The 24202-nt window shown below is 71.8% G+C and carries 17 protein-coding genes; 14 read left to right on the top strand and 3 right to left on the bottom strand.

The window, feature by feature from the left end:
* Positions 1-2 precede the first annotated feature (2 nt).
* Positions 3-1271, top strand: a complete 1269-nt coding sequence (locus tag ACFWGZ_RS17135) for an ABC transporter substrate-binding protein (protein ID WP_382452478.1) — start codon at positions 3-5, stop codon at positions 1269-1271.
* Positions 1268-2413 (top strand): enolase C-terminal domain-like protein, encoded by a 1146-nt coding sequence (locus tag ACFWGZ_RS17130; protein ID WP_382452477.1) that lies wholly within the window; start codon positions 1268-1270, stop codon positions 2411-2413. Before ACFWGZ_RS17135 ends, ACFWGZ_RS17130 begins: the two co-directional genes overlap by 4 nt.
* A 33-nt stretch (positions 2414-2446) precedes the next feature.
* Here ACFWGZ_RS17130 and ACFWGZ_RS17125 read toward each other — a convergent pair whose 3' ends face one another.
* Positions 2447-3211, bottom strand: a complete 765-nt coding sequence (locus tag ACFWGZ_RS17125; RefSeq protein ID WP_382452476.1) for a pectate lyase — start codon at positions 3209-3211, stop codon at positions 2447-2449.
* Positions 3212-3380: 169 nt separating this feature from the next.
* Between ACFWGZ_RS17125 and ACFWGZ_RS17120 the strand changes: the two genes are divergently transcribed.
* The 7 genes from ACFWGZ_RS17120 to mmuM all read left to right on the top strand — a co-directional run bounded on the left by ACFWGZ_RS17120 (position 3381) and on the right by mmuM (position 13256).
* Entirely contained in the window at positions 3381-4313 is a 933-nt protein-coding gene (locus ACFWGZ_RS17120; RefSeq protein ID WP_382452475.1) for a polysaccharide lyase family 1 protein, read from the top strand.
* Between the two features lie 243 nt (positions 4314-4556).
* Positions 4557-7433, top strand: a complete 2877-nt coding sequence (locus ACFWGZ_RS17115; RefSeq protein WP_382452474.1) for a glycoside hydrolase family 48 protein — start codon at positions 4557-4559, stop codon at positions 7431-7433.
* Positions 7434-7444: 11 nt separating this feature from the next.
* Positions 7445-8716: a lytic polysaccharide monooxygenase gene (locus ACFWGZ_RS17110; RefSeq protein ID WP_382452473.1), complete on the top strand. Its 1272-nt coding sequence runs from the start codon at positions 7445-7447 to the stop codon at positions 8714-8716.
* Complete coding sequence (locus tag ACFWGZ_RS17105) at positions 8716-9168, top strand: hypothetical protein (protein ID WP_382452472.1); 453 nt, start codon at positions 8716-8718, stop codon at positions 9166-9168. The genes ACFWGZ_RS17110 and ACFWGZ_RS17105 overlap by 1 nt, the downstream gene beginning before the upstream one ends.
* 20 nt (positions 9169-9188) lie before the next feature.
* On the top strand, positions 9189-10925 hold the full coding sequence (locus ACFWGZ_RS17100; protein ID WP_382452471.1) for a glycoside hydrolase family 6 protein: 1737 nt from the start codon (positions 9189-9191) through the stop codon (positions 10923-10925).
* A 236-nt stretch (positions 10926-11161) separates the two neighbouring features.
* The gene (locus ACFWGZ_RS17095) at positions 11162-12187 is read left to right on the top strand and encodes a LacI family DNA-binding transcriptional regulator (RefSeq protein ID WP_382452470.1); all 1026 of its coding nucleotides are present in this window, start codon (positions 11162-11164) and stop codon (positions 12185-12187) included.
* A 178-nt stretch (positions 12188-12365) separates the two neighbouring features.
* A complete protein-coding gene (gene mmuM / locus ACFWGZ_RS17090; RefSeq protein WP_382452469.1) occupies positions 12366-13256 on the top strand; it encodes a homocysteine S-methyltransferase in 891 nt (296 codons plus the stop codon).
* Positions 13257-13376: 120 nt separating this feature from the next.
* On the opposite strand, the gene ACFWGZ_RS17085 is transcribed toward mmuM, so the two are convergent.
* On the bottom strand, positions 13377-14288 hold the full coding sequence (locus ACFWGZ_RS17085; protein WP_382452468.1) for a LysR family transcriptional regulator: 912 nt from the start codon (positions 14286-14288) through the stop codon (positions 13377-13379).
* Positions 14289-14523: 235 nt separating this feature from the next.
* Between ACFWGZ_RS17085 and ACFWGZ_RS17080 the strand changes: the two genes are divergently transcribed.
* From ACFWGZ_RS17080 to ACFWGZ_RS17065, 4 genes are all read left to right on the top strand, one after another.
* Complete coding sequence (locus ACFWGZ_RS17080) at positions 14524-15621, top strand: PrpF domain-containing protein (protein WP_382452467.1); 1098 nt, start codon at positions 14524-14526, stop codon at positions 15619-15621.
* Between the two features lie 61 nt (positions 15622-15682).
* On the top strand, positions 15683-16996 hold the full coding sequence (locus tag ACFWGZ_RS17075; protein WP_382452466.1) for an SLC13 family permease: 1314 nt from the start codon (positions 15683-15685) through the stop codon (positions 16994-16996).
* 147 nt (positions 16997-17143) lie between these two features.
* On the top strand, positions 17144-17521 hold the full coding sequence (locus tag ACFWGZ_RS17070) for an ATP-binding protein (protein WP_382452465.1): 378 nt from the start codon (positions 17144-17146) through the stop codon (positions 17519-17521).
* Between the two features lie 268 nt (positions 17522-17789).
* Positions 17790-19316: a non-reducing end alpha-L-arabinofuranosidase family hydrolase gene (locus ACFWGZ_RS17065; protein ID WP_382452464.1), complete on the top strand. Its 1527-nt coding sequence runs from the start codon at positions 17790-17792 to the stop codon at positions 19314-19316.
* A gap of 66 nt (positions 19317-19382) precedes the next feature.
* Here the strand turns inward: ACFWGZ_RS17065 and ACFWGZ_RS17060 are convergent, their stop codons facing one another.
* A complete protein-coding gene (locus ACFWGZ_RS17060; RefSeq protein WP_382452463.1) occupies positions 19383-20885 on the bottom strand; it encodes an FAD-dependent oxidoreductase in 1503 nt (500 codons plus the stop codon).
* A 144-nt stretch (positions 20886-21029) separates the two neighbouring features.
* Here ACFWGZ_RS17060 and ACFWGZ_RS17055 point away from each other — a divergent pair.
* Positions 21030-24202 (top strand): BTAD domain-containing putative transcriptional regulator (locus ACFWGZ_RS17055; RefSeq protein WP_382452462.1); only part of this gene is annotated, 3173 nt, incomplete at its 3' end.

The following is a 24202-nucleotide window of genomic DNA, read 5'->3' as shown; positions in this document are numbered from 1 at the left end:
AGATGAGAACACTGCTGGTCGCGCTCGCACTGGTGCTGAGCGGCTGTTCGGCCGCGCAGGGCGGCCCGACGACGATCACGTTCTGGGACAACAACGGCGGTCCCGGCCGCACCCCGATCTACCAGGAGCTGATCAGGAGGTTCGAGGCGGCCAACCCGGACGTCAAGGTCGAGTACGTCGGCGTCCCCAGCGCGTCGGTGCAGCAGAAGTACGACACCGCCATCGCCGGCGGGTCCACTCCGGACGTCGGTGGCGTCACGACCTCCTACCTCGCGCACCTCGTCGGCCAGGACGCCCTGGAACCGGCCGACGAACGGCTGGAGGCCGGGCCGCTCAAGGGCAAGCTCATCCCCGGGCTGCTGGAGACCGTGCGCCAGACCTCGCCCGACGGCAAGCTCTACGCCGTTCCTGCATCCGGCAACCTGGACGTGATCTGGTACCGCGCGGACTGGTTCGAGGAGAACAAGATCGGCGAACCGTCCACCTGGGACGACCTCGCCCAGGCCGCCACGACGCTCACGAAGCCGGCCGACAACCGCTACGGCTTCACCATCCGCGGCGGCGCGGGCTCGATCTTCCAGCTGCTGTCGGAGGCCTACTCCTACTCCGGCGTCGAGAAGTTCTACGACGGTGGCAGGAGCACGGTCGCCGACCCGCGCAACGCCGAGCTCGTGCGCAAGGTGGCCGGGCTCTACAAGAGGGCCACGCCGGAAGCGGACGTGAACAACAACTACACGCAGATGGTCGCCCAGTTCACCGGCGGCACGGTCGCGATGATGCACCACAACCTCGGCTCGACCGGCGACGTCATGAAGGCGCTGGGACCGGAGAAGGTCAGCGCGATGCCGCTGCCCAAGGGACCGTCGGGCAAGCGGACCGTCGTGCCGAACCCGACCGACGGGTTCGCGGTCTTCAAGGGCGGCAAGAACCGCGACGCGGCCTGGAGGTTCGTCGACTTCCTCGTCTCCGCGGAGAGCAACGGCTACTGGAACGAGAAGGTCGGCCAGATCCCCGCGAACACCGAGGTGCGCGGCGCGGAGTGGATCCAGAAGAACCCGGCCGTGAAGATGGCGCTCGGAGTGCTGGAGGACCCGGCCACGGTGCTCGTGCCCGCACCGGTCTACCTGCCCGAGTACTCGTCGATCACGAAGACCGACACCGAGCCGCTCTACCAGAAGGTGCTGCTGGGCGAGCTGCCCGCGCAGGAGTTCCTCGACCGGCTCGCGGCCAAGCTCACCACCGCCCAGCAGGACTGGGAGAAGCGGAAATGATCGACAGGGTCGCCGTGCGCACGTTCACCACCACGGCGTGCACCTCGGTCGACGCGGAGGGCCACCGGCACCCGGCGCCCGAGCACGAGATCACCGAGGCGCTGCTCGAGGTCACCGACACCGACGGCGTCACCGGCCACTGCCCGGTCCAGCCCGACCAGCTGCGGCCCGCCGTGCTCGACAGGCACGTGCGGCCGGTGCTGCTCGGCCAGGACCCGTGGGACCGGGAACGGCTCTGGCGGCTGCTCGCCCGGCGGCAGCGGGGATCGCACGGCGGCTTCACCGACCGCGCGCTCGGCTTCGTCGACACGGCGCTGTGGGACCTGGTGGCGCGCAAGGCGGGGCTGCCCGCGTGGAAGCTCGCCGGTGGCGCCCGGGACCGGATCCCGGCCTACGCCAGCACGATGTGCGGTGACACGGGCGGGCTCGCGACGCCGGGCGACTACGCGGACTTCGCGAAGCACCTGGTGTCGGTGGGCTACCGGGCGATCAAGCTGCACACCTGGATGCCACCGGTGCCGGGCGCGCCGAGCGTCGCCCGCGACGTCGAGGCGTGCCGGGCCGTGCGGGAGGCGGTGGGGCCGGACGTCGCGCTGATGCTCGACGCGAGCCACTGGTACTCGCGGACCGAGGCGCTGCGGCTCGGCAGGGCGTTGCAGGAGCTCGGCTTCTACTGGTTCGAGGAACCGATGGAGGAGGCCTCGATCAGCTCCTACCGGTGGCTCGCCGAGCAGCTGGACATCCCGGTGATCGGCCCGGAGGTGGCGTGGGGCAAGCACCACACCCGCGCCGAGTGGATCACCGCGGGAGCGTGCGACATCCTGCGCGCCGGGCCGGCGGGCAGCGGCGGCATCTCGCCGGTGCTCAAGACCGTGCACCTGGCCGAGGCCTTCAACGTGGACTGCGAGATCCACGGCAACGGGTCGGCGAGCCTCACAGTGCTCGGGGCGACCGACGCGGGGCGGTGGTACGAACGCGGCCTGCTGCACCCGCAGGTCGACTTCGACCGGGTGCCACCGCACCGCAACACCATCGCGGACCCGCTCGACGAGAACGGCGACGTGACGCTGCCGGCGATTCCCGGCATCGGTGACGACTGGAATTTCGAACACATCCGGGTTCACACTCTTGAAGTGTGGTGAGAAAAGCCCCGGCGGGATGCCGGGGCTTTTCCGCTAGCGGTAGGTGATGTTCGAGGACGTGAACAGGCAGTTCGTGCTGTCGGAACCGGTGCCGATTTTCTTCGGTTCCCCGCTCGTGACGCCCTGGTACTTGTCGCAGATCGCAATCTTGCGACTGCTGTCGCCGACCACGGTGATCCGCGAGAACCGCGCGGTGTCGCCGTAGTTGGTGTTGATGCCGACCAGCGCCTTGCCGGGGGAGAACGCCGTGACGTTCTCCAGCACGACAGCGCGCTTGTACTGCGTCCCGCAGTTGCCGCAGGACCGGTACAGCTTGCCGAAGTCGTCCACCTGGAAGTCGCGGATGACCATCGTGCCGGGCCCGTTGTGCTGGAAGACCTTGTCCGACGCCTTGCGCGCACCGCCGCCGCTGATGGTCATGGTCTGCGACGACGACGTGCCCTTGAACGTGGCCGCGTCCTCGCCGACGTCCTCCCACCAGACGTTGGAGAGCGTGCAGGTGCCCAGGCAGTGGACCCCGTCGGCGGCCGGCGCGCCGAGCACTACGTTGCGCAGCGTCGCGCCGTCGGCCAGCTGGAAGATCGGGTCCTGACCCTCGTTCTGACCGCCGGAACCGAGGTTGCCGGTGCCGTAGAACCGCTGCATGCCGCCGTCGTAGCCGCTCGCCGCGACCTTGATGGTCGCGCTGACCGGTTTCGACCCGGACGGCGTCGGGAAAGTGCTCCCGGCGGCCTGCGCCGCAGGTGTGAGAATCGTGGCCAGGGCGAGGGCGGACATCGTTGTTGCCAGTTTCTTCATGTGTGCTCCGCGGGCAGGGGGATGGACGGCGGTAAATCGATCGTAGGACCGGGGTCTTTCGTGTCAACCGATTTCGATGTTTCGACTCGAATATCTTCGAATTGGTTGACCGTCGCGTTTCCGGCTGGTTTCGTGAGTCGTACCGCCGCTCACGAATTGGGAGCGTGGAATGATTCCAAAGCGTGCAGCATTGATTTCCGCCGCCGCGCTGGTCATCGGCGCGGTATCACTTCCCCAGGCGACCGCCGCACCGTTCGGGCTGGTCGGCTGGGCCACTCAAGGAGGTGGCACCACCGGGGGCGGCAGCGCCTCGCCGATCACCGTCACCACGGCGGCCGCGTTCACCGACGCCGCCAAGTCGTCGAGCGCGGCGGTGATCCGGGTCTCCGGCACGATCTCGCTGTCGAGCATGACGAAGGTCGCCTCGAACAAGACCATCGAGGGCGTCGGGTCGGGCTCGGCGATCACCGGGCAGGGCCTCAACATCGCCAACGCCTCCAACGTGATCGTGCGCAACCTCAACTTCCGCAGCTGGGGTGACGACGCGATCAACGTGCAGTACTCCACCCGCGTCTGGATCGACCACAACACCTTCTCCAACGGCTACGACGGTGCGGTCGACGTCAAGCGGGCCTCGGACTACGTCACGGTGTCCTGGAACAAGTTCTCCAGCCACAACAAGACGATGCTCCTGGGTCACAGCGACGACAACGGGTCGGAGGACCGCGGCAAGCTCCGGGTGACCTACCACCACAACTGGTTCGACGGGACGCAGCAGCGCCACCCGCGCGTCCGGTTCGGCAACCCGGTGCACGTCTACAACAACTATTACGGCGGGGTGACCTCCTACGGGGTCGCGTCGACGATGGAGGCCGGCGTCCTCGTCGAGGGCAACTACTTCGAGAACACCAAGGACCCGTTCCACCGCGGTGAGGGCAGTTCACCCGGAGGGTCCCTCGTGGCGCGCAGCAACCACTTCGTCAACTCGGGAACGGGTGACCAGGGCGGTTCGGTGAAGAGCCTTCCCTACTCCTACCCGCTCGACAGCGCGAGCACGGTGAAGAGCGTGGTCACGGCCGGTGCGGGAGCCGGGCGGGGCTGAGCAGTCCCGGGGGCGCCCTCAGTGGCGTGGGCGCCCCCACCCCTTTCTGGGACCGCTCCCAGGATTCCACTCGAAGAGAGCAGTAAGAGGAACCGGAAGACGAACCGCCGTTGGCCTGCGCGGGCGAGTGGAAAGCGCCTTCCAGACCAGCACGCGCTACACCGGGGACAGAACGGCTCCTGTGGCCCACGTTACAGTGCCGTGAACTCTGGGAGCGCTCCCAGTTGTCGAGAGGGCGGCGGCATGACTCGACGAACAGTGGCGTTGGCGGTTGCGGCGGTGGTGCTGACCGGCGGGGTACCCGCCGTGGCGGCACCGGCCGCGGTGGCCTGCACCGTCACCTACCAAGTCACCAACGAGTGGAACAACGGATTCGGCGCCGCGGTGTCGATCCGCAACGACGGCGACGCGTTGAACGGCTGGAGCCTGACCTGGACGTTCCCCGACGGGCAACGCGTCACCCAGGGCTGGAACGGCACGTTCACGCAGAGCGGCGCCGTGGTGACCGTGACCAACCCCGACTGGGCGCGGAACCTGCCCTCGGGCGGCACGGCACAGGTCGGGTTCAACGGGAGCAAGAGCTCCGCGAACCGGGCACCGACGGACTTCGCCGTGAACGGCGTGTCCTGCACGGGACCGAACCAGGCGCCCTCCGTGGCGCTGACGGCTCCCACCAGCGGCAGCAGCTACACGCTGCCCGCGTCGATCCCGCTGGCGGCCACCGCGCAGGACAGCGACGGCACGATCGCCAAGGTCGACTTCTACGCGGGCACCACGCTGGTCGCGACCGACACCAGCGCGCCGTTCACCGGCACGTGGACGTCGGCGCCGGCGGGTGACCACAGCATCACCGCGCGGGCGACGGACAACCGCGGCGCGGTGACGACGTCGGCACCGGCGACGGTCAAGGTGCTGTCCGGACCGGCGGTCCTGGCCTCACCGAGCACGGTGTCGGTGAAGCAGGGCGGGACGGCGACGTTCGACGTCTCCCTGGCCACGGCGCCGAGCCAGCCGGTCACGGTCACGATCGCCCGCAGCGGCAGCTCGGACCTGACGGCGAGCCCCAGCACGCTCACGTTCTCCGGCACCGCCAAGCAGACGGTCACGGTGACGTCGGCGGGCAACGGCGGCGAGCTCGGGACCGCGACCTTCACGGCCTCGGCCACCGGCTACAGCGCGGCGACCGTGACGGCCAAGGAGATCGACCCGAACACGTCGGACTTCAACAAGGCGTTCCTCGACCAGTACAACAAGATCAAGGACCCGGCGAGCGGCTACTTCCGCAAGTTCGGCGACCTGCTCGTGCCGTACCACTCGGTCGAGACGCTGATGGTGGAGGCACCGGACCACGGGCACCAGACGACGTCCGAGGCCTACAGCTACTACCTGTGGCTGGAGGCGAGCTACGGCCGCGTCACCGGTGACTGGGCGCCGTTCAAGTCCGCGTTCGCGTCGATGGAGAAGTACATCATCCCCGCGAAGGCCGACCAGCCGACGAACGACAAGTACGACCCGTCGAAGCCGGCGACCTACGCGCCCGAGCACCCGCGGATGGACCAGTACCCGTCGGTGCTCAGCAGCACCGCGCCGGTCGGGTCGGACCCGATCGCGGCGGAGCTGAAGTCCGCGTACGGCAACTCGGACATCTACGGCATGCACTGGCTCATCGACGTCGACAACACCTACGGCTTCGGCCGGTGCGGCGACGGCACGACGGCACCCGCGTACATCAACACCTACCAGCGCGGCTCGTCGGAGTCGGTGTGGGAGACCATCCCGCAGCCCTCGTGCGACACGTTCAAGCACGGTGGCCCCAACGGGTTCCTCGACCTCTTCACCAAGGACTCCTCCTACGCCAAGCAGTGGAAGTACACCAACGCGCCGGACGCGGACGCCCGCGTGGTGCAGGTGGCGCTGCTCGCCCAGCAGTGGGCCACGGCGCAGGGCAAGGCCGGCGACATCTCCTCGGAGATCGGCAAGTCCGCGAAGATGGGCGACTACCTGCGGTACGCGATGTTCGACAAGTACTTCAAGCGGATCGGCAACTGCACCAGCCCGACGTCGTGCCCCGGCGCGACCGGGAAGAACAGCGCGCACTACCTGATGTCCTGGTACTACGCGTGGGGCGGCGCGACCGACACGTCCGCGGGCTGGGCGTGGCGCATCGGCGACGGTGCCTCGCACCAGGGCTACCAGAACCCGCTGGCGGCGTACGCGTTGTCGAACGTGCCGGCGCTCAAGCCGTTGTCCGCCACCGGGCAGCAGGACTGGGCGACCTCGCTCGACCGGCAGCTCGAGATGCTGCAGTGGCTGCAGTCGGCCGACGGCGGTCTCGCCGGCGGTGTGACGAACAGCTGGGAGGGCCAGTACGCCTCGCCTCCCTCGGGCACGCCGACGTTCTACGGCATGTACTACGACGCCCACCCGGTGTGGCGCGACCCGCCGAGCAACCGGTGGTTCGGCTTCCAGGTGTGGGGGATCGAGCGCACGGCGGCGCTGTACCGGCTGACCGGTGACGCGCGCGCCAAGAAGATCCTCGACAAGTGGGTGCCGTGGGCGATCGCCAACACGACCACGGGCACGAACTTCCAGATCCCCGCGGACCTGGAGTGGTCGGGCGCCCCGGACTCGTGGAACGCCACCAACCCCGGTTCGAACGCGAACCTGCGGGTGCGGGTGCTCAACCACAACCAGGACGTCGGCGTGGCCGCGTCGTACGCCAAGGTGCTGCTGAACTACGCGTCGAGGTCGGGCAACGCCGCGGCCAAGACCACGGGTGAGGCACTGCTGACCGGGCTGCTCCAGCACCAGGACAGCCTCGGCATCGCGACGCCGGAGACGCGGGCCGACTACAACCGGTTCGACGACGTCTACAACACCAGCACGCTCGAAGGCCCGTACGTGCCGCCGGGCTGGACCGGGAAGATGCCCAACGGCGACACGATCGCGCAGGGCTCGTCCTTCCTGTCGATGCGGTCCATGTTCCGCAACGACCCGCAGTGGTCCAAGGTCCAGTCCTATCTGGACGGTGGCCCGGCACCGACGTTCACCTACCACCGCTTCTGGGCGCAGACCGAGATCGCCACAGCGTTCTCGCTGCACTCCGAGCTCTACGGGTGAGGAGTCCCGAGATGAGGAAACGACTAGCACTGCTGGCCGTCGCGGCCACGGTCGGCGCCGTCCTGGTGCAGACCGGCGGAACGGCGGTCGCGCACGGGTCGATGGTCTGGCCCGGCAGCCGCACCTACCTCTGCTACGAGGACGGCCGGGCCGGCAGCGGTGGCGGCGACCTGCAGCCCACCAACCCGGCGTGCCAGGCGGCCGTGGCCCAGGGCGGGAAGCAGCCGCTCTGGGACTGGTTCGGCAACCTGATCAGCAACGCCGCCGGACGCCACCGGGACATCATCCCGGACGGCAACCTGTGCGGTCCCACCACGAAGTTCGCCGCCTACAACCTCGCGCGGGGCGACTGGCCCGTGACGCAGGTGCAGGCGAACAGCACGGTGACCTTCCGGTACAACGCGTGGGCACCGCACCCCGGCACGTGGGAGCAGTACGTCACCAAGGACGGCTTCGACGTCACGAAGCCGCTCAAGTGGTCCGACCTCGAGTCGGCGCCGTTCGACAAGGTGACGAACCCGCCGCTGGCGAACGGTGAGTACGCCTGGCAGGCCAGGCTGCCCAACAAGTCCGGCCGCCACATCATCTACTCGCTGTGGCAGCGTTCGGACAGCCCGGAGGCGTTCTACAGCTGCTCGGACGTGACGTTCGGCGGCGGTAGCGGCACCCCCGACACCACCGCGCCGTCGGCTCCGGGCACGCCGGTCGCGTCGAGCGTCACCAGCAGTTCGGTGAAGCTCGACTGGTCCGCCGCGACGGACAACATCGGCGTGACGGGCTACCGCGTCTACAGCGGTGGCCAGGTGGTCGCCACGTCGTCGACGAACTCGGCGACGGTCACCGGGCTGAGCGCGGACACGTCGTACTCGTTCACGGTGGTGGCGACGGACTCCGCGGGCAACGCCTCGACGGCCTCGTCGGGCGTGACGGTGCGAACGTCGACCGGCGGGGGGACCCCGACGGGTTCCTGCACGGTGGCGTACTCGCGGCCGAGCACGTGGAACGGTGGCTTCACGGCCAACGTGTCGGTGACGAACAGCGGTAGCAGCGCGGTCTCCGCGTGGCAGCTCGCCTGGGCCTTCCCGTCCGGGCAGCAGCTCACGCAGGCCTGGTCCGCGACGGTCACCGTCGCGAACGGGCAGGCCACCGCGAAGGGCGCGTCGTACAACGCGGACCTGGCCCCCGGCGCCACGGCGACGTTCGGGTTCAACGCGAGCACGACGTCCACCCCGACGGATCCGACGTCCTTCTCGCTCAACGGATCCACGTGCGCCATCCGGTGATGAGGGCGCTGCTCGCCCTCCTGGTGGTGGGTTCGGTCGCGTTCGCCCTCCTCGCAGGACGCGCCGGACCCGCCCCGGACCTCAGCCGGGGAGTCGACGGCATCGCCGCCTGGCTCAACACGCTCACCGACGAGTGCACGAGCGTCCGGCGTGGCGACGACTTCACGGACTTCGCCGGTCCGGTGCGGTCGAAGGTCTACGCGCCGTTCATCGCGGAGTGGGGGACCTGCGCCAAGGAGCCGTACGGGCGGCTCGGGCTGCTGGTCCTGCGCCCGGGTCTCGACGAGGCCTGGCGAGCGGCGCTCGCGGAGGGCGAGGTCCGGGGCGACCCGGACCTCGCCTTCGGGGAGGGCTTCGCCCTCACCGGCTCGATCGGCATGGAGCACCTCGGCCTGAAGAGACTCGAGTGCACGCCCACCGCGTGTTCGCTCGTGGAGATCAAGCACCACTGAGAGACAGGAGATCCGGAGCAATGAAGCTCAACGGACAGGGGCGGTGGGCCGCGGCGGGAGTCGTGGTCGCCACCGCCGTGGCGACGTTCGGGGTGGCGATGAGCGCACCCGCGGGCGCCGCACCCGGATGCCGTGTCGACTACACGGCGAACAACTGGGGTGGCGGAGGTTTCGGCGCCTCGGTGAAGATCACCAACCTCGGTGACGCCGTGTCGGGCGGCTGGACGCTGAAGTTCTCGTTCCCCGGAAGTCAGCGCGTGGCGCAGGGCTGGAACGCGACCTGGTCGCAGTCCGGCAAGGACGTCACGGCGGCCAGCCTGTCGTGGAACGCGAACCTGGGCACCGGAGCGACCATCGAGCTCGGGTTCAACGGCAGCAACGCCGCGAGCGGGGACGCCAACCCGTCGTCGTTCACCTTGAACGGCACGGTGTGCACCGGCCAGACGGTGCCGACGAGCACCACGACGACCACCACCACGACGACGACGTCCGGTGGCAACGGCCCCGGCCGGGTCGACAACCCGTACGTCGGTGCGAAGCAGTACGTGAACCCGGACTGGTCGGCCAAGGCGGCCGCGGAGCCCGGCGGCAGCCGGATCGCGAACCAGCCCACCGCCGTGTGGCTCGACCGCATCGCGGCGATCACCGGCACCGTGGACTCCCGCGGTCTGGTCGGACACCTGGACGAGGCGGTGCGCCAGGCGGCGGGCTCACCGCTCGTCATCCAGCTGGTGATCTACAACCTGCCCGGTCGCGACTGCTCGGCGCTCGCGTCGAACGGTGAGCTCAAGGCGAACGAGATCGACCGCTACAAGTCGGAGTACATCGACCCGATCGCGGCGATCCTCGCCCGGCCGGCGTACTCGGGCCTGCGGATCGTCACCACGGTCGAGATCGACTCGCTGCCGAACCTCATCACCAACGTCTCGCCGCGGCCGACCGCGGTGCCGGCGTGCGACACGATGAAGTCGAACGGCAACTACGTCACCGGTGTCGGCTACGCGCTCGCGAAGCTGGGTGCGGTGTCCAACACCTACAACTACCTGGACATCGGCCACCACGGCTGGATCGGCTGGGACGACAACTTCGGCCCGACGGCCGAGCTGCTGTTCCAGGCCGCGAACGCCTCCGGCAGCACCAAGGCGAACGTCCAGGGCTTCATCGCCAACACCGCGAACTACGGCGCCCTGAAGGAGCCGTACTTCAAGATCGAGGACTCGGTGAACGGCACCTCGGTCCGCCAGTCGAAGTGGGTGGACTGGAACCGGTACGTCGACGAGCTGTCCTACGCCCAGGCGTTCCGCCAGCGGGCCGTCCAGGCGGGCTTCGACGCCAACGTCGGCATGCTGATCGACACCAGCCGCAACGGCTGGGGCGGCAGCGCCCGCCCGACGGGCCCCGGCCCGACGACGAGCGTGGACGCCTACGTCAACGGCGGCAAGCTCGACCGCCGCATCCACCTCGGCAACTGGTGCAACCAGTCCGGTGCCGGCATCGGCGAGCGGCCGAAGGTGGCTCCGGAGTCGGGCATCGACGCCTACGTGTGGGTGAAGCCGCCGGGTGAGTCCGACGGCGCCAGCGAGGAGATCCCGAACAACGAGGGCAAGGGCGCGGACAAGATGTGCGACCCGACCTACACCGGCAACGTGCGCAACGGCAACAACCTGTCGGGTGCGCTGCCGAACGCCCCGCTGTCGGGCAAGTGGTTCTCCGCGCAGTTCCAGGAGCTCATGCGCAACGCCTACCCGGCGCTGTGAACTGAGTCCGTGTGAGCGTGCCCATGCGGCCGGCCTCCCGTGCGGAGGTCGTGCCGCGTGGGCTTGCTCTTCCTGTCCGCGTTGATCTTCTGTCGGGCAAGTTCCCAGACGGTGACGGATTCGTCTGGACCACCTGATTTGCGCAATGTTAACGCGCACATAACCCTTGATGTCATCAGAAGGTGCTCCTTATGGTGTCGACACGCTCACCGGGTGTAGGCGTGGAAGGAGGCTGTGTGGTCACCATCGCGGACGTCGCACGGCATGCCGGGGTAGCCCCCAGCACGGTCTCCTACGTCCTCACCGGCAAGAGAACGATCTCCGCGGACACGAAGACGAGGGTCCGGGAGAGCATCCGGCAGCTGGGCTACCAGCCGCACGTCACCGACCGCGCGCTGTCCTCCGCGAGGACCAACGTGATCGGCCTGGTGCTCCCGCTGCGGGCGGGCACGCACCTGCCGGCGGTGATGCGCTTCGTCACGGCGGCGGTGACGACAGCGCGCAGGTACGACATGGACCTGTTGCTGATGACGGCGGACGACGGCGCGGCGGGCCTGCGCAGGGCGGCGAACAGCGCCCAGGTCGACGGGTTCCTCGTGATGGACGTGGAGATGGACGACGAGCGCGTGCCGTTGCTGCGGCAGCTCTCCAAGCCGTCCGTCCTCATCGGACACCCGGCGGCGGCGCGCGGGCTCACGTGCGTGGACCTCGACTTCGAGGCGGCGGGCGCGAAGTGCGTCGACCACCTCGCGGACCTCGGGCACCGGTCGATCGGCTTCCTCGGCGCGCCGAGCGCGGTCTACCGGCGCAGCACGGGGTTCGCCCACCGCACGATGAACGGCTTCAGCGCGGCGGCGATGCGCAGGGGAGTGGCCGCGACGGCGTTGTCCGTGGAGGGCGACCACGACTCGGTGCTCAGGGCGACGAAGGCGCTGATCCGCGCCCACCCGTCGATGACGGCGCTGGTCGTGCACAACGAGGCGGCGCTCGGCTGGATCACCACCTGCCTGCGCGCCGCGGGCCGCGCGGTCCCCGGTGACGTCGCCGTGGTCGCGATCTGCCCCGACGAGCTGGCCGAGCAGTCGTCACCCCTGCTCACCTCCGTGCGGCTGCCGGCGGAGGAGCTCGGCCGGCACGCCGTCGACCTGCTGGTGGCGAAGCTCGAGGGCAAGCAGCCACCCCCGTTGATGCTGCTGCCACCGCGGCTGTCGCGGCGGGCCAGCACCCCGGACCCGGTCACCCACCGGGGTGCCACCGGCTGACCGGCTCCGCCCGCGCTCGTCCCGCGGGCGGGTTGTGACGGGCGGTCTCCGGGCATTCGCACGCGCGAAAACGCGGCGCGCGCGTGCGACCCCGTGCCCGGGAGATCGTCCTGGAGGAGTGCGCGACCCTTTCGGCGGAGCGGCTGTCGCGCACTCCTCCGCTCGTACACTCGGCGGAATGGAACTGGTGCAAGCGCTGGCACGCGGCGTCGTCGTGCTCGACGGCGGCCTGTCCACGGCGCTGGAACAGGCCGGGCACGACCTCTCCGACTCGCTGTGGTCGGCGCGGCTGCTGCTGAGCGCGCCGGACGCCGTGCGCGCCGCGCACCTCGCCTTCTACCGGGCGGGAGCAGAGGTCGCCATCACCGCGAGCTACCAGGCGAGCTTCGCCGGCTTCGCGGACCGCGGCATCGACCGCGACGGGACGGCCCGGCTGCTGCGCTCGTCCGTCGCGCTCGCGCGGTCCGCCGCGTCCGATGTGGACGGACAGCGCTGGGTGGCGGCGTCGGTCGGCCCCTACGGCGCCGTGCTGGCGGACGGGTCGGAGTACCGGGGCCGCTACGGGCTTTCGCGGCGGGAGCTCGCCGAGTTCCACCGGCCGCGGATCGAGGTGCTGTGCTCGGCCGGGCCGGACGTGCTCGCGGCGGAGACGATCCCGGACGTCGACGAGGCCGTGGCGGTGCTGGACGTCGTGCGCGGCAGCGGGATGGCGACGTGGCTGTCGTACAGCGTCCGCGGCGACCGGACGTGTGCGGGGCAGCCGCTGGAGGAGGCGTTCGCGGCGGTGTCCGGTGTGGACGAGGTGATCGCGGTCGGCGTGAACTGCTGCGCGCCGGAGGACGTCGCGGGCGCGGTGGAGGTGGCGCGGCGCGTGACCGGGCTGCCGGTCGTCGTGTACCCGAACAGCGGGGAGACCTGGGACGCGCGGGAGCGGTCGTGGACCGGGGGCGGGACCGGGTTCTCCGCCGGGGCCTGGGTCGAGGGCGGGGCGCGGCTCGTGGGCGGGTGCTGCCGGACCGGGCCGGAGGCGATCGGCGTGCTGGCGCAGGAGCTCGCGCCACGGGCGTGACGGCGGGGCAGTCCGGCGCGTGAGCTCGGCGAGGGGCGAAGCCGGCGGCAGGCATCGCCGGGACGGGCTTGCGGCGCACCCGGTCGCGGAGCCCGTCACACCGCAAGCACGCGGTACTGGTCAGGCCTTCGTCTGGTACTCCCGGGCCACGTCCACGAGCAGCTGGTGCATCGCCAGCTCGGCGGGCGCCCGGAGCCGGTCCTGGCGGTGGGCCAGCAGGACGCGGCGGGCCGGCACGTCGGTGCCCAGGGCGAGCACGCGCACGTCCGGGTGCGGGTTGCGCACCGCGGTCCTGGGGGCCAGCGCCACGCCCAGGCCGACGCTCACCATGGCCTGCGCCTCCTGGTAGTCGTTGGCCTCGAAGGCGATCCTCGGGGTGAACCCGGCGGCGCGGCAGCTGCGTTCCAGCACCCCGGCCACCGGGTGGTCGTGGCCGCGGACGATCCACTCCTCGCCGGCCAGCTCGGACATGGTGGTGAACCGCTTGCGGGCCAGGCGGTGGTCGGCGGCGACCACGAGCACCGTCGGGTCGTCGAGCAGCGGGGTCAGCGAGATGCCGGGCACGTCGACGCGGTGCCAGGCGTAGTCCCACAGCAGCGCGATGCCGACCGTGCCGTCCTCCAGGAGCTCGACGAGCTCCTCGAACCGGGTGCTGCGCACGTCCAGCCGCAGGTCGGGGTACTGGCGGCGGAACCGGCTCACGACCAGCGGCAGCAGGGCGCTCGCGACCGTGGGGAACACGCCGACCGAGATCGTGCCGCGGCGCAGGCCCGCGAGCTCGGCCAGGTCGGCCTCGGCGGCGCTCAGGCGGCGCAGGACGTGCCGCGCGTGGCCCGCCAGCAGCGCTCCCGCCTCGGTCGGGCGCACGCCCCTGGCCTGGCGGTGCAGCAGGGGCTGGCCGGCCTCCACCTCGAGCCGGCGCAGCTGTTGCGAGACGGCGGACGGGCTGTAGCCGAGCTGTTCCGCGGCGGCGGTCATCGATCCCGTGTCCACCACGGCGGCGAGCAGCGCCAGACGCCGTACGTCGAGCACGAGCGGCTCCTCGGTCGAGAAATTTCGATGCGCCCGGTTGAGCGATCGAGGAAGTACGTGCAGTTTAGCTTCAGCCTCTCGCCCCGGCTCACACTCACAGTGGCAGCCCGTACGTGCCCGAAAGCCAGCATTGAGCGTGAAGCTTGGCTTCACGGCCATCTGCATTTTGTCGATTGTGTTCATGCTCGTCGCCCGTCACGGTGGCCATCGTTCCCGTGGAGGTGGAGGAGTGGCTGTGCGAGAGATACCGGCGACGTGGATGCGCGGCGGCACCAGCAAGTGCTGGGTGTTCGACCGCGACGTGCTGGCGGTGCCCGGCCGCGGCGTCGACGAGGTGCTGCTGCGGCTCTACGGAAGTCCCGACCCGCGCCAGGTCGACGGCGTCGGCGGCGCGACGTCCACCACCAGCAAGGCCGTGGTGCTCGCGAGGAGCGACCGGCCCGGCATCGACGTCGAGTACACCTTCGCCCAGATCGGCATCGCCGAGGGGCGGGTCGACTGGACCAGCAACTGCGGCAACTGCTCGGCCGTCGTCGGGCCCTACGCGCTGCGCCGCGGCTGGGTGGCGCCCACCGGCGACGTGACCACGGTCCGGATCGACAACACCAACACCGGCCAGCTGATCGTCGCCGACGTGCCGACGCCCGGCGGCCGCGTCACCGAGGAGGGCCAGGACGTCATCCCCGGTGTGGCCCAGCCCGGTCTCGGGGTGCGGCTGTGGTTCGTCGACCCCGCCGGGCGCACGACCGGGGCGCTCCTGCCCACCGGCAACGCCGTCGACGTGGTGGACGGCGTGCCCGTCACGCTGCTCGACGCCGGCGCCCCCGTGGTCCTCGTCCCCGCCGACGAGGTCGGTGCCGACGGCGGCGCCACCCCGGCGGAGCTCGACGCCCGCGACGACCTCCTGCGCCGGCTCGACCGGATCAGGCGGGCCGCGGCCGTGCGCATGGGGCTCGCCGGCAGCCCGGCGGAGGCCGCGCGGGCCACGCCCAAGCTCGCCCTGGTCAGCGCCGGCCACCCGGACCGGTCCGACCTGACCGTGCGGATGCTGTCCATGGGGCGCACGCACCCCGCGCTGGCGATCACCGGGAGCGTCGCGCTCACCGCGGCGGCCCGCACGCCGGGTACCGTGCTGTCCCGGTTCACCGCCGGAGAGCAGGAGGTGCTGCGCCTGGACACTCCGGCCGGGGTCGTCACGACCCGCGCGGGCACCCGCGACGGACTGCTCGCCATCGGGGTCACCCGGACGACGCGCCGCATCGGCGACGCCACCCTCGTCCTGCCCGACGACGCGAACGTGCCCACGACACCGGTCGCCGCACCGGCCGCCTGACCCGCACCGTCCCGCCAGGACGGAGACGCCGGGCGGGCCGGACGACCCCCAGAGGACAATGATGTCATCACAGATAATCGCGATCCTGGTCCTGGGCGGCATGTTCGTCGTCGCCACCGTGCTGCCGATCAACATCGGCATCCTCGCGCTGGTCGCTTCCTTCCTCGTCGGCACGTTCGTGTTCGGGCTCGAGGACGGGGAGATCTTCGAGGGCTTCCCGGTCTCGCTGTTCATCACCGTCGTCGGAGTGACCTACCTGTTCTCCGTCGCCAAGCTCAACGGCACCATCGACCTGCTCGTGCAGGGCGGGATCCGGCTCGTCCGCGGCCGCGCGATCCTCGTGCCGTGGGTGCTGTTCGCCGTCGCGGCCGCGCTCACCGCGCTGGGAACGTTCACACCCGCGGCCGTCGCGCTGCTGGTGCCGGTCGGCATGAGCTTCGCGTTCACCTACCGCATCAGCCCGTTGATGATCGGCATGATGGTCATCTGCGGCGCCCACGCCGGCGCGTTCTCGCCCGTGGCGGTGTCCGGCGCGCTCGTCCACGGCATCGTCGCCAAGTCCGGCCTGACGGTCTCCCACGCGGCGCTGTTCTTCGCGAGCATGGGCTTCAACCTGCTGCTGGCCGCCGGCACCTACGTGATGCTGCGCCGCCGCGGCGAGGAGAGCTTCGTCGAGCGCCCGGACGACCAGACCTCTGCCGGTGACGCGCCGTCCGGTGCGGCGGCACCCGGCGGCGGTGGCGGTGTCGCCACGGCGACCAGGCCGCGGACCGCCGCGGTGACCTGGCGCCAGCGCGCCACCCTCGCGGCCCTGGTCGTGCTGGTGGTCGGCGCCCTCGCGTTCCACCTGCAGATCGGGTTCCTCGCGCTGGCCGCCGGCGCCGTGCTCGCCCTGCTCGACCGGGAGAACCTCGGCAAGGCCGTCGAGGGCATCAGCTGGCCGACGATCCTGCTGGTCGCCGGCATGGTCACCTACGTGGGCGTGCTCGAGCACTCCGGCACGATCGACTGGGTCGCCCACGGCGCCGTGGGCCTGGGCGCTCCGCTGCTGGTCGCGCTCGTGCTGTGCGTGATCGTCGGCGTCACCTCGGCGTTCGCCTCGTCGACGGCGATCCTCACCGCGACCATCCCGATGGCGATCCCGCTGCTGCTCACCGACGCGCTGCCGGTCGCGGGAGTCGTGGCCGCCATGGCCATCTCCACCACGATCGTCGACGTCTCGCCGTTCTCCACCAACGGCGCGCTGGTCCTCGCCAACGCGCGCGGCGTCGACCGGACCCGGTTCTACCGCCAGGTCGTCTCCTACACCTGCGTGATCGTCGGACTGGGCCCGGTCGCGGCGTGGGCCGTGCTCGTGCTGCCCGGCGGGTTCTGAGTCCCGGGGCCGGTGGACACCCGTCTGCTCCGTTTGCCGGAGCCGGGGACGGGTATCCACCGGTCGATCCGTCCGCGACGACAACTGGGGCAGTCCTTGGCCGGGTGGCAGTCAGGTGGGGAAGAGCCGGCGGGTCCGGCCGACGCGGTGAGTCCCGGGCTGCCGGAGGACTCACCGCCGCTCGTGCACATCCGGCGGTGGCTGCGGGCGACGTTCCGCGGCTGCCGGGACGACCTGCTCGACGACATCCTGCTGGTGTGCACGGAGCTCGTCAGCAACGCCTACGACCACGCGTGCGGACCCCGTGACGTCCGGGTCGCGCGGGACGCCGGGGGACGGGTGATCCGCGTCGAGGTCGACGACGCGAGCCCGCGGGTCCTGCCCACACCGGGCGTCTCCTCGATCGGGTCGTTCCGCGGTCGCGGCATGACCCTCGTGAACGCGCTGGCGAGCGACTGGGGCGTGCGCACCGGTGGTGAGCGCAAGACCGTCTGGGCCGAGTTCGCGGTTGGCGCCGACGCCTGACCGGGGGCGGGCGCGGCTCAAGGAACCGCGCGGACTTTTAGCAGCACCACCGCGTTCCGGGCCGCCGTCGAACGCGTTCGACGTTCCTTGACCGCGCGGAGATCCTCCTCCACAGTTTGGTGGACGCGACCCGGTGACCGCAGCAGTCGCCCCTCGCGACGCACCCGCTGTGCGTTCGGGAAACGCACGCTCGACCGCCAGGCGCAGGCGGTCGATCGAACGTTGCCGGTGCGCGTTCTCCCCAACCTCGACGAAGAGGAGCACGCACATGGCCGGATCAGGCCATCACCCGCCCACCTCCGTCCCCCGCGCCCGAGGACGTCGCCTGGCGGGCATCACCGCCGCCGTCGCCGTCCTGCTGGGCGGAGTGGTGGCGGCCTTCACCGCGGCGCCCGTGTCGGCGGCGACCGTCGACACGACCGCCTGGTACGTGCTGGTCAACCGCAACAGCGGCAAGGCGCTGGACGTCTACAACCTCGCCACCAACGACGGCGCGCGCATCACCCAGTGGGCGCGCAACGACGGCAACCAGCAGCAGTGGCAGTTCGTCGACTCCGGCGACGGCTACTACCGGCTGAAGTCGCGGCTGTCGGGCAAGGTGCTCGACGTCTACAACTTCTCCACCGCCGACGGCGGCAGCATCGTCCAGTGGTCCGACTCGAACGGCACCAACCAGCAGTTCCGGCTCGCCGACTCCGACAGCGGCTACGTGCGGCTGGTGAACCGCAACAGCGGCAAGGCCGTCGAGGTCCAGGGCGGCTCGACCGCCGACGGCGGCAACATCGTGCAGTACAGCGACTGGAACGGCTCCAACCAGCAGTGGCAGCTCGTCCGCGTCGGTGGCGGCACGGGCCCGACCACGACGACCACCAGCCAGCCCGGCGGCACCTGCCAGCTGCCGTCGAGCTACCGCTGGTCGTCGACCGGTCCGCTGGCGCAGCCGAAGCAGGGCTGGGTGTCGCTCAAGGACTTCACCCACGTCATGTACAACGGCAAGCACCTCGTCTACTCGACGACGCACGACACGGGCAAGACGTGGGGCTCGATGAACTTCGGCCTGTTCACCAACTGGTCGGACATGGGGTCGGCGAGCCAGAACGGCATGAACTCGGGCACCGTCGCCCCGACGCTGTTCTACTTCGCGCCGAAGAACATCTGGGTCCTCACCTACCAGTGGGGCGGGCCCGCGTTCAGCTACCGGACGTCGACCGACCCGACCAACCCCAACGGGTGGTCGTCGCCGCAGACGCTCTTCACCGGCAGCATCTCCGGCTCCGGCACCGGCCCGATCGACCAGACGCTCATCGGCGACAGCCAGAACATGTACCTGTTCTTCGCCGGTGACAACGGGAAGATCTACCGGGCGAGCATGCCGATCGGGAACTTCCCCGGCAACTTCGGCTCCTCGTACACGACGATCATGAGCGACACCCAGGCGAACCTGTTCGAGGCCGTCGAGGTCTACAAGGTGCAGGGCCAGAACCAGTACCTGATGATCGTCGAGGCGATGGGCGGCAACGGGCGCTACTTCCGCTCGTTCACCTCCAGCAGCCTGAACGGGTCGTGGACGCCGCAGGCCGCGAGCGAGGGCAACCCGTTCGCGGGCAAGGCGAACAGCGGTGCGACGTGGACCAACGACATCAGCCACGGCGACATCATCCGCAGCAACCCCGACCAGACCAAGACCATCGACCCCTGCAACCTGCAGCTGCTCTACCAGGGCCGCAACCCGAGCTCGGGTGGCGACTACGGACTCCTGCCGTACCGGCCGGGAGTGCTGACGCTGCAACGCTGATCGTGTGACGCACACCGGGCCGGCTTCCCCCTCGGCGGGGGAGCCGGCCCTCGTGCTCCGCCGGGTTCAGCCCGCCGCGGGACCGAACCAGCGTCGCGCCGCACCCTCGAACGCTGCTGCCGCACCGGGTCCGTCGGCCGCCCACGCCACCACGCCGTCGGGCCGGACGAGCACGGCGGTCAGCCCGAGGTCGTTCTCCGGTGAACCGGCCACGTACCGCACCCGGCCCTCCCAGCGGTCCGCGGCGGCCTTGAGCGACCCGTCGGGCGAGAAGTCGAGCAGCACGCCCCGCCCGTCCCGCATCAGAGCGCCGAGCCGGCGCCCGTCCCCGAAGCGGAAGTCCGGGGCGCCGCGGCCGGCCAGCGGGTGGTCGTCGCCGACGTCGAGGCGCAGCCAGGCGCCGGACATCTTGCCGTACACGTAGGTCGCCCCGTCCGGGGTGCCGATCAGGTCGCGCAGCACGGCCTGGGCCGCCTGGGAGTGCTGGTCCGGTCCCATCGCCGCCACCTGGGCGCGGGTCCACTCGAGCACCCAGGCCCCGATGGGGTGCCGTTCGGTCTCGTAGGTGTCGAGCAGGTCCTCCCCGGCGTGGCCCGCGAGGACGGCGGCGAGCTTCCAGCCCAGGTTCACCGCGTCGCCGAGACCGGTGTTGAGGCCCTGGCCGCCGAGGGGCGAGTGGATGTGCGCGGCGTCGCCCGCCAGGAGAACGCGGCCCCGCCGGTAGGTGGCGGTCTGCATGGCGCGGTCGGTGTAGGTCGACGCGAGGACGACGTCCGTGATCGTCACGTCGGTGCCCGAGACCCGGCGCAGCACCTCCTGGAGGTGGTCGCGGGTCAGCGCCCGCGAACGGTCGAACGTGCCGCCGTCGAAGTCCATCATGCCGATGCCGCCGCCGGGCATCGTGAGGTACATGCCGGTCGGGGTCAGGTTGAACCACGGGTTCAGCTTCTCCGGATCGGCCAGGCCGACCTGGGCGATGTAGCCGGTGAACCGCGGGCCGGTGCCCACGAACTCGAAGCCGGCGAGCTTGCGCACCGCGCTGTGCCCGCCGTCGCAGCCGGCCAGCCACCGCGCCCGGTGCTCCTCGCCGTTCGCGTGCGCGACCACGCCGTCGTCGTCCTGGGTGACGGCCGTGACCTCGCTGCCGCGCCTGATCTCGACTCCCAGCTCGGCCGCCCGTGCGGCGAGCAGCGTCTCGACCGCCTCGAGGTTCACCACGGCCTGCTGGTTCGCCGGGCTGGGGAGCTGGAACGGCAGCGCGGCCAGGTCGACCTTCGCCGGGTCGATCATCATGCCGGCGAAGTGGCCGTGCGGCCGGGGCGGCGCGGGCTCGGCGTCCGGGTCGTGGGTCAGGCCGGCGGCCTCGAGCACCGGGGCGAGCATCCCCCGCCGGTAGAAGGCCTCCACCGACGCGGCGGACAGGCCCCGCGTGCCGAGCGGCGCCCTCTTCCACGCCGACCGCGGCTCGGGGTCCTTCTCCAGCACCAGGGCGGTGCGGCCCGCGAGCGCGAGCTCGCACGCCAGGAAGAGCCCGACCGGTCCGGCTCCCACGATCACTGCGTCGTGCACGGTTGATCACCTTCCGAAGTGCGTTGTCCCGACGGCTGAAGGCTCGCTCGGACCGCTCACACGCGGCACATACCGCACACACGCGGTGCTGGTACCCGCAGGTCGCGAACGGTGCCGCGGGCGCCGTCTGCCAGAGTGGGGCGCATGGCGGTCGGCGTGCGCGTGGCGGTGCTGGGGCCGCTGGAGGTGACCGTCGGCGGCGTGGTGGTGCCGCTGGCCGGCGACCGGCTGCGCGCGGCGCTCTGCCGGCTCGCGGTGGCCGTTCCCCGGTCCGTGAGCGTGGACGAACTGGTCGACGCGATCTGGCCGGACACCCCGCCCGCCGCTGCCTCACACGCGTTGCAGTCCCTGCTCTCCCGGCTGCGCGCCGCGCTGGGCGGCGCGGGTTCGGTGCTGATGGACGCGCACGGCTACCGGTTGCCGCTCGACCGCGACGCCGTCGACGTGCTCGAGTTCCGCGACCTGGTGGCCGACGGCCGCCGCGCGGCGCTGGCGGGGGACGACGAGGGCGCGCTGGACGCGTTCGGGCGGGCGCTCGCGCTGTGGCGGGGACCGGCGCTCGGAGGGGTGCCCGACGCGGCCCACCTGCCCGGCCTGACCGCCGAGCTGGAGCGCCTCCGCCTGGACGCCGCCGCGGGCCGGTTCGCCGCGGCACTGGCGCTCGGCCGGGCCGGCGAGGTGGCCGGCGACCTGCGGACCGCGGTGGACGAGCACCCGCTGCGCGAGGACTTCGCCGCGCAGCTGATCACGGCGCTGGCCGCGACCGGGCGCGGTGGTGAGGCGCTGGCCGCGTACGAGCGGATCCGCCGCGACCTGGCCGGGCAGCTGGGCGCCGACCCCGGACCGGAGCTGCGCGACCTGCACCTGCGGCTGCTCGGCGGCGACCTCGGCCGCCCGGTGCACCCGCGGCGCGGCCGGAAGCGGCCGCTGGGCACACCGCTCACGAGTTTCGTCGGCCGCGACGCGGAGGTGGCCGCCGTCCTGTCCTCCGTGGCGGCGCACCGGCTGAGCACGCTGGTCGGGCCCGGCGGCGCGGGCAAGACGAGGCTCGCCACCGAGGTGGCGCGGACCTGGTCGGCGGACGGGCACCGCGAGGCGTGGGTCGTCGAGCTCGCGCCGGTCACCTCCGGCACCGGCGTGCCGCGGGCCGTGCTGGACGCGCTCGGCCTGCTCGAGACCCGGCTCGGGGCAGGTCCGGGCGGGGACGACCGCGAGCGGCTGCTCGACGCGCTGGGCGAGGCGGACGGGCTGCTGGTGGTGGACAACTGCGAGCACGTGGTCGACGCCGTCGCCGGCCTGGTCGCCGAGGTCGTCGCCGCCGCACCCGGCGTGCGGGTGCTGGCGACCAGCCGGGAACCGCTCGGGCTGACGGGCGAGGCGCTGACCGCGGTCGAGCCGCTCGCCCTGCCCCCGGCCGGCGCCGGTCCCGGAGAGGCCGCCCGTTCGCCCGCGGTCCGGCTGTTCCTCGACCGCGCCGCGACGGCCCGGCCCGGCTTCGTCCTGGACCACTCGACCGCCGGGGACGTGGTCACCGTGGTCCGCCGGCTCGACGGCCTGCCGCTCGCGATCGAGCTCGCGGTGGCCCGGCTGCGCGTGCTGCCGGTGGCGGAGATCGCCCGCAGGCTCTCCGACCGGTTCCGGCTGCTGACCGGCGGCGACCGCACCGCCCTGCCGCGGCACCGCACGCTTCGCGCGGTGGTCGGCTGGAGCTGGGACCTGCTGACCGGGCGGGAACGGCTCCTCGCCGAGCGGCTGTCGGTGTTCCCCGGCGGCGCCACCGAGGAGGCGGCCGTGGCCGTCTGCGCCGACGACGCGCTGCCCGCGGACGAGATCGGCGACCTGCTGGTCGCCCTCGCCGAGAAGTCGCTGCTGACGATCCAGCCGGACACCCCGATCCGCTGCCGGATGCTCGAGACGCTGCGCGAGTACGGCCTCGACCGGCTGACCGAGCAGGGCCTGGCCGACTCCTGGCGCGAACGGCACGCCGGCCACTTCGCCGGGCTCACCGACGCGCTCGAACCCGTGCTGCGCGGCCACGACCAGCTGCCGGCGCTCGCCACCCTGCGCGCGGAGGAGGCGAACATCGCCGCCGCCCGCCGGTTCCTGCTCGACTCGGGGCGGCCGCGCGCCGCGCTGATGTCGACGCTGAGCACCGCGTGGCTGACCAGGATGACCGGCAACGCCCACGACATCGGCTGGCTGGACCGGCTGATCGACGCCCACCGGGGAATCGACGAGCCGCACCTCGTGCACGCCGAGGCGGTGCGGGCGATGGCCCTGCTGGAGGAGGGGCGCGTGGCCGGCGCCGGCGCGGAGCTGCACCGGCGGTGGCGGGCGGCTCCGGCGCCCTACGGCGGCATCGCGGCGATGGCGGAGCTCTTCCCCGGCATGGCCGGTCTCGCCGCGGACGGTCCCGTTCCTCCGCCGTCCGACCCGTGGCTGCGCGCGGTGGTGCACGCGGCGGCCGCGGGCCGGGCGGAGAACGGTGGCGACCCGGACCGGATGCGGGCCGAGGTCGCCCTCGCGGCCCGTGGTTTCCGCGAGGCGGGGGACCGCTGGGGCATCGCGATCACGACCAGCCTCCAGGCCCAGCTGAAGGCCGTCGACGGCGACCTGCCGGGTGCGCTCGCCGACTGCGGGGTGGCGCTGCGGGCCGCGCGCGAGCTGGGAGCGTCCTACGACGCCCGGTTCCTGCGGCTGCGGACGGCCTGGCTGAGGTGGTCGTCGGGGGACAACGGGGCGGCGCGGGAGGACCTGGCCGCCCTGCGGCCGGCGGGCGGCTCGTGGCGGAGCGTGGAGACGGGCCTGCTGGCCGACGCGATGACGACCGGCGTCGACTGGGTGGACGGCGACCACGAGGGAGCGCTGCGCCTGGCCGACGACGTCCGCACGCGCCTGACCGCCGCGCGCCGGACCACGGCGGTGCGCGGCCACGTCGTCACCACCGTGCTCGCCTCCACCGCGGTCGTGAACGCCCTCGCCGCCGCGGGCGACCCGCGGCGGCTGGACCAGGCCCTCGCCGATCTGCGCGAGGCGTACCCCGTGGCCACGGCGACCGGAGACCGGCCCGTCCTCGCCCTGCTCGGCGCGGCCCTCGCGCAGGTGGCCGCGCATCGCGGAGATCCCGGTGCCGCGGCGGAGGTGCTCGGTGCCGCGGCACGGCTGCGCGGAGGCGGCGGTGGCGGCGGTGTCTTCGTCGCGCGGCTCACCGAGCGCCTGCGGGCGGAGCTGGGAGAGGAGTTCGACCGGCGCTACCGGGCGGGCCGCGACGGGGACGCCGTCGCGCGCCTGGACCCGGGACGGCACGACGGCGGGGC

The organism is Lentzea sp. NPDC060358, assembly GCF_042725365.1.
In the GTDB taxonomy this organism is placed as follows: domain Bacteria; phylum Actinomycetota; class Actinomycetes; order Mycobacteriales; family Pseudonocardiaceae; genus Lentzea.
The sequence above is the reverse complement of the archived record's forward strand: the minus strand, read 5'-3'. Positions and strand labels throughout refer to the sequence as shown.

What these genes read in the sequence shown, in the direction of transcription:
- ACFWGZ_RS17110 (WP_382452473.1), top strand. Translation starts at nt 7,445, where the DNA reads ATGAGGAAACGACTAGCACTGCTGGCCGTCGCGGCCACGGTCGGCGCC.
- ACFWGZ_RS17130 (WP_382452477.1), top strand. Translation starts at nt 1,268, where the DNA reads ATGATCGACAGGGTCGCCGTGCGCACGTTCACCACCACGGCGTGCACC.
- ACFWGZ_RS17065 (WP_382452464.1), top strand. Translation starts at nt 17,790, where the DNA reads ATGGCCGGATCAGGCCATCACCCGCCCACCTCCGTCCCCCGCGCCCGA.
- ACFWGZ_RS17100 (WP_382452471.1), top strand. Translation starts at nt 9,189, where the DNA reads ATGAAGCTCAACGGACAGGGGCGGTGGGCCGCGGCGGGAGTCGTGGTC.
- ACFWGZ_RS17075 (WP_382452466.1), top strand. Translation starts at nt 15,683, where the DNA reads ATGTCATCACAGATAATCGCGATCCTGGTCCTGGGCGGCATGTTCGTC.
- ACFWGZ_RS17115 (WP_382452474.1), top strand. Translation starts at nt 4,557, where the DNA reads ATGACTCGACGAACAGTGGCGTTGGCGGTTGCGGCGGTGGTGCTGACC.
- ACFWGZ_RS17135 (WP_382452478.1), top strand. Translation starts at nt 3, where the DNA reads ATGAGAACACTGCTGGTCGCGCTCGCACTGGTGCTGAGCGGCTGTTCG.
- ACFWGZ_RS17105 (WP_382452472.1), top strand. Translation starts at nt 8,716, where the DNA reads ATGAGGGCGCTGCTCGCCCTCCTGGTGGTGGGTTCGGTCGCGTTCGCC.
- ACFWGZ_RS17120 (WP_382452475.1), top strand. Translation starts at nt 3,381, where the DNA reads ATGATTCCAAAGCGTGCAGCATTGATTTCCGCCGCCGCGCTGGTCATC.
- ACFWGZ_RS17125 (WP_382452476.1), bottom strand. Translation starts at nt 3,211, where the DNA reads ATGAAGAAACTGGCAACAACGATGTCCGCCCTCGCCCTGGCCACGATT.
- mmuM (WP_382452469.1), top strand. Translation starts at nt 12,366, where the DNA reads ATGGAACTGGTGCAAGCGCTGGCACGCGGCGTCGTCGTGCTCGACGGC.